At 42.1% G+C, this 11,462-nt stretch carries 10 protein-coding genes and 1 rRNA gene (1 of these 11 cut by a window edge); 5 read left to right on the top strand and 6 right to left on the bottom strand.

What is annotated here, in order from left to right:
• Positions 1 to 2 precede the first annotated feature (2 nt).
• The gene (locus tag WA1_RS09450; RefSeq protein WP_017743750.1) at positions 3 to 1,151 is read left to right on the top strand and encodes an alanine--glyoxylate aminotransferase family protein; all 1,149 of its coding nucleotides are present in this window, start codon (positions 3 to 5) and stop codon (positions 1,149 to 1,151) included.
• A 36-nt stretch (positions 1,152 to 1,187) separates the two neighbouring features.
• Here WA1_RS09450 and WA1_RS09445 read toward each other — a convergent pair whose 3' ends face one another.
• Positions 1,188 to 3,533, bottom strand: coding sequence for a ComEC/Rec2 family competence protein (locus tag WA1_RS09445; protein WP_017743749.1), 2,346 nt, complete (start codon positions 3,531 to 3,533; stop codon positions 1,188 to 1,190).
• A gap of 155 nt (positions 3,534 to 3,688) precedes the next feature.
• Positions 3,689 to 4,168 (bottom strand): DUF4079 domain-containing protein, encoded by a 480-nt coding sequence (locus WA1_RS09440; protein ID WP_017743748.1) that lies wholly within the window; start codon positions 4,166 to 4,168, stop codon positions 3,689 to 3,691.
• Positions 4,169 to 4,366: 198 nt separating this feature from the next.
• Between WA1_RS09440 and WA1_RS61620 the strand changes: the two genes are divergently transcribed.
• Positions 4,367 to 4,648: a zinc ribbon domain-containing protein gene (locus WA1_RS61620; RefSeq protein WP_081402869.1), complete on the top strand. Its 282-nt coding sequence runs from the start codon at positions 4,367 to 4,369 to the stop codon at positions 4,646 to 4,648.
• Positions 4,649 to 4,867: 219 nt separating this feature from the next.
• Here WA1_RS61620 and WA1_RS09435 read toward each other — a convergent pair whose 3' ends face one another.
• Positions 4,868 to 5,062, bottom strand: a complete 195-nt coding sequence (locus tag WA1_RS09435; protein WP_017743747.1) for a hypothetical protein — start codon at positions 5,060 to 5,062, stop codon at positions 4,868 to 4,870.
• Positions 5,063 to 5,118: 56 nt separating this feature from the next.
• On the opposite strand from WA1_RS09435, the gene WA1_RS09430 reads away from it, so the two are divergent.
• On the top strand, positions 5,119 to 6,609 hold the full coding sequence (locus WA1_RS09430) for an IS200/IS605 family accessory protein TnpB-related protein (RefSeq protein WP_017743746.1): 1,491 nt from the start codon (positions 5,119 to 5,121) through the stop codon (positions 6,607 to 6,609).
• Between the two features lie 106 nt (positions 6,610 to 6,715).
• Positions 6,716 to 8,269, top strand: a complete 1,554-nt coding sequence (locus WA1_RS09425; protein WP_017743745.1) for a cation:proton antiporter — start codon at positions 6,716 to 6,718, stop codon at positions 8,267 to 8,269.
• A 7-nt stretch (positions 8,270 to 8,276) separates the two neighbouring features.
• Here the strand turns inward: WA1_RS09425 and WA1_RS09420 are convergent, their stop codons facing one another.
• The 3 genes from WA1_RS09420 to glyQ form a co-directional block, all read right to left on the bottom strand.
• On the bottom strand, positions 8,277 to 8,849 hold the full coding sequence (locus tag WA1_RS09420) for a DUF3124 domain-containing protein (protein ID WP_017743744.1): 573 nt from the start codon (positions 8,847 to 8,849) through the stop codon (positions 8,277 to 8,279).
• 4 nt (positions 8,850 to 8,853) lie between these two features.
• Positions 8,854 to 9,531 carry a potassium channel family protein gene (locus WA1_RS09415; RefSeq protein WP_017743743.1) on the bottom strand — a complete coding sequence of 226 codons (678 nt, stop codon included), beginning with the start codon at positions 9,529 to 9,531 and terminating at the stop codon, positions 8,854 to 8,856.
• 188 nt (positions 9,532 to 9,719) lie between these two features.
• Positions 9,720 to 10,601 carry a glycine--tRNA ligase subunit alpha gene (gene glyQ / locus WA1_RS09410; protein WP_017743742.1) on the bottom strand — a complete coding sequence of 294 codons (882 nt, stop codon included), beginning with the start codon at positions 10,599 to 10,601 and terminating at the stop codon, positions 9,720 to 9,722.
• A gap of 313 nt (positions 10,602 to 10,914) precedes the next feature.
• Between glyQ and WA1_RS09405 the strand changes: the two genes are divergently transcribed.
• Positions 10,915 to 11,462, top strand: a 16S ribosomal RNA gene (locus tag WA1_RS09405) (it continues 739 nt past the right edge of the window).

Genomic DNA, 11,462 nt, shown 5'->3' with positions numbered 1-11,462 from the left:
TAATGCAAACTCTCTCAATTAACAATAACCAACGACTGCAACTCGCACCTCTTGCAGTCCCATCTCGTCTTCTGTTAGGACCGGGACCATCCAACGCCCATCCTACAGTTCTTGAAGCAATGAACACTTCCCCACTGGGACACCTCGATCCTGCTTTTCTGGGGCTGATGGATGAAATTCAGTCACTCTTACGTTATACATGGCAAACGGAAAACCCTTTGACGATTGCGGTTTCAGGTACGGGAACTGCTGCAATGGAAGCAACGATCGCGAATACTGTAGAACCCGGTGATGTTGTCTTAGTTGGTGTGATGGGTTACTTTGGCAATCGTCTTGTGGATATGGCGGGGCGATATGGTGCAGATGTAAGAACGATCGCAAAATCTTGGGGACAAGTGTTTACTCTGGATGAATTGCGGAGTGCTTTGGAAACTCATCGTCCAAGTCTGTTGGCTTTAGTTCATGCTGAAACTTCTACAGGCGCACGTCAACCTTTGGAAGGTGTTGGCGATCTATGTCGCGAATTTGGCTGTTTGCTACTGGTAGATACAGTCACGAGTTTGGGTGGTGTTCCCATATTTTTGGATGAGTGGGGAGTTGACTTGGCTTACAGTTGCAGCCAGAAAGGTTTGGGTTGTTCGCCAGGGGCTTCACCATTTACAATGAGTCCTCGTGCAGTTGAGAAATTGCAAAAGCGTCCGAATAAGGTAGCTAACTGGTACTTGGATATGACGTTGCTGAACAAGTACTGGGGTCAAGAACGGATCTATCACCATACTGCTCCCATTAATTTGTATTATGGGTTGCGGGAGGCGTTACGCCTGATTGCAGAAGAGGGATTGGAAAACTGTTGGCAGCGCCATCAAAAGAATGCAGAATATCTTTGGGACAGATTGGAGGATTTGGGACTAACTTTGCACGTTCAGCGAGAATTCCGTCTCCCAACGCTAACAACAGTTTGCATTCCTGAGGGAGTCGATGGTAAAGCGATCGCGAGGCAGTTATTGAACGAGCATAATATTGAAATTGGGGGAGGATTGGGCGAACTTGCAGGTAAGGTTTGGCGTGTTGGGCTTATGGGTTTTAATAGCCGTCAAGAAAGTGTTGATAAATTTTTAGATGCATTGGGGAATATAGGAGTCAGGGGTTAGATGTAGAGACGCGCCATGGCGCGTCTTTACTGCACATCATAAAGTTGAGGTCTTATTTTCTGCTACCTGAATAAACGCTTCAAATTCACCGTTGGGAGTCCATTGAATTGCACCGTCTCTTCCTGTAAAAAAGAGTTTTGTCTGACTGGTTTGCAGATCTGATCCCGTTTTTGGATCGAAGTTTGCGCTTGGTGCGATCGCAACTTGTGGCTGTAGTACTGGAACGAGTTCTTTGAGTAAGCGACTGGAACACCACAGCACTTGCGGGCGAGGAATTGCTCCTGTTGTTAGCTGACGCAGTTCTGCGGGTTCAATATCACCTACAAATAACCAATTCCGATCTAAAATTTGCAATTGTAATATGGGGAATTTATTGTTGAGTAATTGTATAACGATTGAATCTGTATTTATCGTTTGACCAACTGATAAAGGTTGATAAATTCCTTTGCTCTTTTGTAATTCCTTTTGAATTGCCATGCTAGCTACGTTATTCTCTGGCTTGGGAGAATATTCATAGAAAGTGGCTATTGGCAAATCTTGTAGTATTTTTGTCCAACCGTTTCCATTACTGGATTGGAAATTAGAAGCAATTGCCAAGTCTATTTTATTGACTCCTTGTTGTTTTAAAAAGGGTAGAATTGCCAAACTTCCTGTTTCTTCCTGACCGCTATTAATGAGGGTTATTTTTCCTTTATTTTGAATGACAACAATTGGTTCTGAACCTGATGCTAATAAAGTAACTCGAAATAGATTGTTTGCTGAATGCCAAACAGGAATAAATATCAAACCCAGAGCGATCGCAGTTGCAAACCACCAACGCTTTTGCCACCAACTTACTAACCAAACCAAGCTAAGCAATCCATAAATTGCTAACATTTGACCAATAGATATGCTACCAACAGCTACGATTTTCCCTGGTAAGTTGACAAAAAATTCTACTAATTGAATTAACCAATGTGTAGGATAATAAAGTGCAAAGGCTAAAGTACTGCCTAAATCGCTTGAGACCAGACTTACTAATGCACTGATCATTCCTCCAAGACTAATTATGGAAATTAACGGGGTAGAAAGAACATTGACTATTATGCTGTAATTGGGTATGACGCTAAACAAATGTAGAAGTAGAGGTAATGTCCAAATCATCCCAGCAAGGGGGACTGAAATTAAGGAAGCAATGCTAGGGGGTATCCATTGCAGTCGTTGATTTATAGGAGTGGCTGTAGTGATTAATCCAAATGTGGCTAAAAAACTAAGCTGAAATCCTAAATCCCAAATCCACTGTGGATTAAATAGCAGCATAAGTACTGCTGCAGTTAGTAAAGCACCTAATTGCTTGACTTGACGTTTCAATCCCACGCCAATTAATGCGGCAAATCCCATAATGACAGCTCTGACAACTGGTGCAATGAAACCTGCTAAACTTAGGAAGATTAAAAGAGCAGCGCTTCCAAGTAGAATTTGGATTCCTCTTTTTGTCTTAGATGTTAAACCCAAGACCACACCTAAAATTAGAGAAGTTTGAAACCCTGAAGCTGCTAAAGCGTGGGCTAAGCCTACTTGGACAAACCAGTCGCGAATGTCGTAGGGTAAGTCAACAGCTTTACTACCCAAAACCATCGCACTCACAAGAGGACCATTCGGAACTCCCAACCACCGAACTTGCGATCGCACAATCTGTTCCCGAACTTTCCACCCTCCCCATTGGTTTCCCTCATCCAGGATACTCATTTGCCGTCCGCTTAAACCAGCAAAAGTACCTTCTTGCTTGAGAAATTTTTGAAAATCATAACCACCAGGATTAAGTGCTGGTTGTGGTTTATATAAAATACCAGTGACAGCAACTTGCTGACCTGGATGTAGTCCAGTCGCTTGGAGTATAGGTACAGTGACGTATAATTTTCCTCCTACCCCTTTACTTGTACTCGAAGAATTGCTAACACTTTTGACTTCATCTAACTGAGTTGCTTCTAACCAAAATTGTCCTCTCTGATGGCGGGTTACACGAGGTGTACTCAGGACTTCACCGCGAACAATAAAAAGTTGTTCTTGATTGTTATTTTCTGACGGAACGAACCGACTTACATCATTTTTTGCTGGTTGAGGGACTCGCAATTGAAAATAGATGGTTGCCAACAATCCTACCACTCCAGCCACTAACCATACTTTGGAAGAGATGGGTTGCGATCTCGATACTGTTTGAGTTAATGCTTGAGAATTTTCCTTATTTCTAGGAAATTTTCTCCGATTAACTTGTTTTTGCCGAGAAAAAACCGCACCTGCTATGCCTAAAATCATCACCCAAACACCACTCCAAGGAACTGCTGTTAACAGTAACCCCAGAATATAGAAAAGACAGATAATGACACCACTTGTCTGAATCATCAAACAAAAACCTAGAAAACAGAATTCGCTGCTAAAAAGGCAAAGTCCGTTACAAGCGGACTTCATCTATTTAATTCAACCTGCTTACGCAAGTCTTGATTGTATAAGTTTAGACTTTTTTTCTGAAAGTGTAACAAAATTTTGACAAAAAATTGTTAAAAATTTGTACCTAACTTTATACCGAGTAAGGCGTGTACAAACATGAGACAAAGTGCTGTACTACCCAAATAAGCATGGAGCATACGTAACGAACTTTTATTTCCTGCAAAGCCGCTAAAAGAAATTGCACCGTTGATGAATAACAGTAACAGTAAAATCGAGCCTGTCCAAAAATGAGAACTTTCCAGAATTGGTTGGCGTTGCATTACTAAGGACAAAACGCCACCCGTGTAACCAAGCGCGATGAACAACAACATCCATGGTGCTATCTTACGATGAGCGCTGCGGCTTTGGATTGCTGTATCTTTGTCTTCTACAAGTCGTCCCCGCCAGCCTGTGAATCCAACAAAGCTACCCATAACAAAAATTACAATCCCCATCATTGCGGGATGTCCCCAATGAACTATGATATCGGGAATACCTAAAGAGCGGAACAAAGCTGCAATAGGTTCTAAAGCTTCAGTGAGATTGACCATGCGTCACAAACCTTGATTGTTGGCAAAATAACACTCCATTAAAAATATGTAACAATTTTGGACAATTTATCCAACTGAAATTTCACAGCTTGTTTTTTTTGTTCGGTGACTTTGGGCTTGAAACGATAAAGATTTAGTTCAACTAACCCGTTAGGAGTCCCCCACTGAAACGAAGCGCGGTACGAATCGTACTCGCATATCGTTTTAGAAAACCTGACGGGCATCAGAGAGCATACTAACAAGCAGCCCAGAAGCCGCGAGCAAAGGTTTTTGGCTAACTCTTGGTCGTTTTTTCAGCTAAAACTGTTTATCCACTACAAAGCTAATATTTATGGCGTACCCGTTGTGCTTGTAGATCCGCGTTACACATCCCAAACGTGCCACAAATGTTTGCACATCCATCCAGTTTCAGGGAAGTCTTATCGCAATGGTAAAGACTACCATTGTGGTCACTGCAATTGGAAGGGAGACGCGGACTAAAACGCGGCCAACGTAATTAAGCAATTAGGGGCGTCTGTAAACTGTCCCTGCGGTTCGGAGTTTCTTGCTTGCAATTTGTCGGTGAGCAAGACTCCAGGGCTTCTGAAAGCCTACACCTACCCGTAAGGGGTAGGCGTAGGTAGTTTACCACGTAGTTGTAGAATAATGCTGTAATTAGCCTAGTAGGGTAAGGAACTGTAACTTAATTCCTCCCCATATTTACCCATCACTCCCCTTTGTGGAGAAGTCTGAAAGAAGTTGATCTACATATTCCCTGAGTCGTTGTTGCCAGTTAGGAACGGCTTTAAGTTTTTCCTTTTGTCCCTCCCACCCTTTAAAGCAAATAGGTGCTTTATCTAAACTCCTATCTTGATGAGACTGCCATCGATATTTATGATTTTTCTGAAAAGGCATATACAAAATTTTTCCATAGTGGTATACTGCTATATATATCCTAAAATTTTCAAAAAATGATCACTCTCACCTACGTTAAAGGATTACCGACACCAGCAGAAGAATTAAATAGTTTAGGATTTACTGAATTTGAGATGTTCTTAACTGCATACAGTCCGGTATTCCATAAAGCAGCGTGTGAGACAGCCAATTATCTTTTGTCCGGTCAATCGTTCGATAAATCTAGTTGGAATACCTATTTACAAAAAACTTACTATATTTCCAAACGTCATGCTAATGGTGTTATCAGTTATGTTCAAGGTGCAGTGGATGCATCTAAGAAAAATCGATTAAACCATATAAAAACGTTAGAAGGTAACTTAAAATCAATTAACACTTGGATTGCCAAATCAGAAAAAAAGCTGAAAAATGCTTCATCGTTCTATGCCAAGAAGAATTGGCATAAATCTAAGGCAGGATGTAAGTTTCCTTTATCTTGTTCAATTAAATATAAAAACACTAATTGGCAATACTTAAGGTTTCAACTCCATAATAAAAAGCGTCGTGCCTACCAATTAAGTAAACAGATTGAGCATTTAAAAGCTGCACCAATTCATACAGTCATTTCCAAAAATCAAGTATTTATTGTTGGCTCTAAGGATGAATCCTTTGGGAATCAGGTTTGCCAATGGAATGGTACTACCCTGAAATTTCGCGTTCCTGCTTGCTTAGAATCAAAATTTGGTAAATACGTCCAAACCAACTTAGGTAACTTCGAGCGCAAAATCAACAGATTACCCAAAGATAGTGCTAAAACCTGGCATTTTTATCGTAAAAACGGCAAATGGAACGTAGGAATACAGTTTACGCCATCGCCAGTAGAACAAGTTTCCAGGCATTCAGTTTATGGCTGCATTGGAATCGATCTGAACCCTGGCTCCATCGGATGGGCATATGTTGACCGTGATGGCAATCTCAAAGCACATGGACAAATACCGTTACAGATGGGATTGCCGTCTGGCTTACAAGATGCTCAAATTGTGGAAGCTTGCTTAAAATTAGTCAAGCTTGCTTTAAAATACGCTTGTCCAATTGTTTGTGAGGAATTAGAATTTTCTGCCAAAAAAGAACAACTTCGTGAGGGTGGTAGAAAATATGCGCGAATGCTATCTAGTTGGGCATATAGCCGATTTTATGAATTATTAGAAAGTATTCTAAGTAATCGTGGTATTTACCTGATGAAGGTAAATCCGGCATATACGAGTATCATTGGTTTAGTAAAATATGCACGTCAATATGGTTTAGCTAGTGATGAAGCCGCAGCATTGGCTATTGCCCGACGTGGTATGAGATTAACTGAAAAACTACCTCGCTCCGTCTCCGCCTATCTTTCCGTGAAGGAAGGAAAGCACGTGTGGAGCTTTTGGTATCAACTGAATAAACTTCTTAAGTCTCGTGCTGGAATATCATCTCGTCATGATTATTTCAGTATCTCTAACTGGGAACTAGTGGTCAAGCAATGGTCAGAGCAATTTGGTCATAGCAAGCAAAAACGCACTTCTAGTTGAGCGAACTTATACCGTGGAGTTGGGTTTGTCCAGATTTTTCACCTTATGGTAACTTTGTCCAAACTTTTAGAAGCGGCGACAAAATAGTCGGAAATGTTTATTTAATGTGGATGTAGCTTCCTTAGTCAGTGTTTCAATTATTCTGCTGCTTTTAGCCACCGGCGTTGCCCTGTTAACGCGACAGCTGCGTATTCCTTACGTTACAGGTTTAGTGTTGGCTGGTTTGCCCATCACCGAGCTCTTGTCTCGTCGTATTGGTTTAGATCCTTCCCTTGTTTTGAATCTTTTTCTGCCGATTTTAATATTTGATGCAGGCATCAATACAGATATCAGCCGCCTGCGAAGCACGTTTAAACCAATTGCTCTCCTAGCTGGTCCGGGGGCTGTATTTTCTAGTGCTATTATTGCCCTGATGTTGAAATTTGGGTTGGGGCTGAGTTGGCTCCCCGCTCTATTTGTAGGAGTTATTCTGGCAAACACGGATACGGTTTCAATGATTGCCGTCTTTAAGGAGATTCCAGTACCCTCACGGCTTTCCACCATCGTTGAAGGAGAGACTTTATTTAATGATGCTGCTGCTCTAGTTTCGTTCAACCTGATTTTGCAAATTTATTCGACAGGTTCGCTCACGTTCTTAGAGGGTATCCAACAATTGTTATTTATTGCTTTAGGAGGTTGCCTTGTTGGTTTAGTCTTGGGCTACTTAAGCATACCTGTATTTACCCGTTTAGACGATCCTCTGAGCAGTCTTTTACTGACTGTGGCAGTTGCATTGGGAACTTTTCAAGTTGGTCAATTTCTTGGTGTATCAGGTGCTGTGGCTGTAGTTGTCGCCGGATTAATTTTTGGAAATTTCGGACTTTCTCGCAATACTTCCGCTTCTAGTCGCATCACCTTGTTGAGTTTTTGGGAATATGCCAGTTTTAGTGCGAACACCTTTATTTTTTTGCTGATTGGTGTAGAAATAAACCTAGTAACGCTCTGGAAATCTTTACCTGCAATTCTACTTGCAGTTTTGGCATATCAAGTCGGACGAGTTTTTACAGTCTACCCACTGTTAGCAGGTATTCGTTGGTTTGACCGCCCAATTCCTCTACGCTGGCAACATTTACTATTTCTCGGCAACATCAAAGGTTCACTCTCAATGGCGTTGGCGTTAAGCTTACCTACCACACTACCGGGGCGAGAAGGTCTCATCACTTTAATTTTTGGTAGCGTACTGGTATCATTAGTAGGTCAAGGATTAAGCTTGCCCTGGCTGGTAAAACGCTTAAAATTATCTCAAATTTCAGAGGCTCAACAGCAGGTTGAACAATTGCAAGCCCAGTTAATCGCGTCTAAGGCAGCGCAGGATGAATTAGATACCCTATTGAAAACAGGGGTGTTACCAAAAGCTATCTACGAAGAAATGCGTTCAGGTTACCAAGTGCAAGTTGCAGGTGCAGAAAAGGCATTACGAGAATTCTATAATCGCCGTTCAGATGAATTTGATATCAAAAGTGGCGAACACAAAAAACTCGATGCCATTCGCCGACAGTTACTGCTAGCGGAGAAATCAGCATTAAACAAAGCAATACGTAAGCGAATTCTTTCAGAAGAAATTGTGGGTGGGCGGTTAAAAAAAATTGATGAGCAATTGCTGAAACTAGAAGATGATTAATTACTTTTTAAGACCCTTGCTTTGAAGATGAGCTTTTATTGTTTTTTTGACTTTTAATGACCTTGCCTGGACTAATAAAAGAAACTCCTTGTTGGAATTCAGTAGCAATCATAACTGCCTCCACTATAGGCTCTGATATTTCTGTTTGGGATACCCACTCCACAATAAAATTGGCTCCTAAACCTCCACTAGTGTCACTTCTGTCTACAAAAAAATCATCAGAAGCTAGGGGAGCCAGTTGGATAGGACGCTGTAAATATTGCTGAACTAATTTGCCATTTGAATCATAGTAGCGTACATCAGTAATGATGATAGGATTTGTTAAATCTGTATTACGAATACTGAGCGTAGCCGCTAAATCTAAAATCTTTTGCTTATCGTCATGATAAATGTGTGAATAAACGGGAACATAAATGGTTTGACCCATTGCTATCTTAAAATTTTTCTCCAAAGTCACTTCTGGGTGAGATGAATTTGCTTGAGTTGTCTTGGAGTTTGCCTTTGGTGAACTCTCTAATGATGTGCAAGACGTAAAAAAAAGAAAAGCAATGGCTAAATAAAAATGTAGATACAGCTTCATTAAATTATTTACAGCCTTCAATAAAATCAATAACTTGATGCAATGACCCTGGTTTTGTTACAACCAATACAGTTGAATCTGGTTCTAATACTGTACTGCCGTTAGGAATTGTTAAATCTTCGCGGGGATGAGGTTGATAGCCAATAATGAGAGAGCCTGTGGGAAAGCGAGAATCTTGAGCAATTTCGGCTACGCTACGACCAACAACATAGCAGTTGTTGGGGATGGAAAGTTTCAACACCTCAATTTGTCCCTGCTCAAAATGCATCATTGATTCTACTTGCGGATACTCAATAGCGTTGACCATTTTTGAAACCGCCAGATCTACAGTACTGATGATATGATTAGCTCCAGCTAAACGTAACGGTTCTACAAAATCGGGATGGCGCATCCGAGACAAAATATGGGGAACGCCGTAGTGCTTGGCAAGAGTTACCATTGCTAAATTCAAAGCATCACTTCTTAGAACAGCGGCTAGGGCGTTAGCTTTACGAATGCCAGCTTCTAATAATACTTCTGTACTGACGGCACTTCCTTCAAAAGCCATTGCTCCCACTTGTTCGCGGGCATAGCGGCATGCAGTAGGATCGATGTCAATGACAGCAACAGTATGCCCTAGTTCTACCAATTTTTGAGCCAAACTCAGCCCCACTAAGCCTGCTCCACCAATTAGTACGTACATAGCTGCTCCTGATAAGCTTCTACTTCTTACTTTACTTGATTTGACTCTGTAAGTAAGGTTATGGTTAGTTATCTTACTTTTTGACAGCAATTTTTACTCTTATTAGACCACATTGTGGTATGGGCGGGGATGCCCGCCGCCTTTAATGCACGGGCGGGGACGCCCGTACCACAAGAGCATAGTGTGGATCATTTAGGTGATAACTTCTTTAAAAGCGGAAAACCTAACTTTTCTCGTTGCTCTACATATAGTTGCGCTGCTTTACGTGCTAGATGACGGATTCTTCCAATATATCGAGTCCTCTCTGTTACAGAAATGACGCCTCTGGCATCTAAGAGGTTAAAAGTGTGGGAGCACTTGATTACGTAATCCAAGCTAGGTAATACTAGTCCTCGTTCTGTCAGTTGCTGCGCTTCTTGCTCGTACATATTAAATAGTGCGAGCAACATTTCAGGATTGGACGCTTCAAAGTTGTAAACGCATTGTTCAATTTCTCCTTGGAGGTGAACGTCTCCATAGGTAATGTTATCTGTCCAATGGATTTTCACCATTGCTTCTACTCCTTGGAGGTACATTGCCAATCTTTCCAAGCCATAGGTCATTTCAATTGACACTGGGCGACAATCAATTCCTCCACATTGTTGGAAGTAAGTAAATTGAGTGATTTCCATCCCATCTAACCAAACTTCCCAACCAGTACCCCACGCCCCTACAGTTGCATCTTCCCAATTGTCTTCTACAAATCGGATATCGCGATCTTCTGGACGGATACCTAAAGCTCTTAAGGAATCGAGATATATCTCTTGAATATTATCTGGCGATGGTTTAATCAGGACTTGGTACTGGTAGTAGTGTTGGAAGCGATTGGGATTTTCACCATAACGCCCATCGGTAGGACGGCGACAAGGTTCAACGTAAGCTACAGCCCAAGGTTCTGGTCCTAATGCTCTTAAAAAAGTGTGGGGGTTTTTGGTGCCTGCTCCTTTCTCCATATCGTAGGGTTGAGCAATGAGGCATCCGCGATCGCTCCAAAACTTATGCAAGATGGCTATTATCGACTGAAAATTCACAAGTTACCTCTTTATATATACGAAGCGTGCATATCCCATTGTTGCCTACGCCTATCAATATAAGGGTTTGGGATGCTCAAAAAAAAATTCCGAATTTTTTTTTCGGAATTACTTGACAGACGGAAGTGAGGTCGCTACTATATAAAAGTGCCTGATGAGGCGGGCGCACAAATGAGCGACGCCGAAAGGAGCCGAACCTTGAAAATTCTATAGTTTGGAAGCAATTATACAGCTAAAACCTGGCGTAAGTAAAGAATAAAACCCTTGGTTGAAGGGAAAAATTCAACTAGAGATAGAGCTAAACAAACAAACCAAAACGGAGAGTTTGATCCTGGCTCAGGATGAACGCTGGCGGTATGCTTAACACATGCAAGTCGAACGGAACCTTTAGGGGTTTAGTGGCGGACGGGTGAGTAACGCGTGAGAATCTGGCTTCAGGTCTGGGACAACAGTTGGAAACGGCTGCTAATACCGGATGTGCCCATGGGTGAAAGGCTTGCTGCCTGAAGATGAGCTCGCGTCCGATTAGTTAGTTGGTGTGGTAAGAGCGCACCAAGACGGCGATCGGTAGCTGGTCTGAGAGGACGATCAGCCACACTGGAACTGAGACACGGTCCAGACTCCTACGGGAGGCAGCAGTGGGGAATTTTCCGCAATGGGCGAAAGCCTGACGGAGCAATACCGCGTGAGGGAGGAAGGCTCTTGGGTTGTAAACCTCTTTTCTCAGGGAATAAAAAAATGAAGGTACTTGAGGAATAAGCATCGGCTAACTCCGTGCCAGCAGCCGCGGTAATACGGAGGATGCAAGCGTTATCCGGAATGATTGGGCGTAAAGCGTCCGCAGGTGGTTTATCAAGTCGG

The sequence above is a fragment of the Scytonema hofmannii PCC 7110 genome, assembly GCF_000346485.2.
GTDB classification, from domain to species: Bacteria; Cyanobacteriota; Cyanobacteriia; order Cyanobacteriales; family Nostocaceae; genus Scytonema; species Scytonema hofmannii.
The sequence above is the reverse complement of the archived record's forward strand: the minus strand, read 5'-3'. Positions and strand labels throughout refer to the sequence as shown.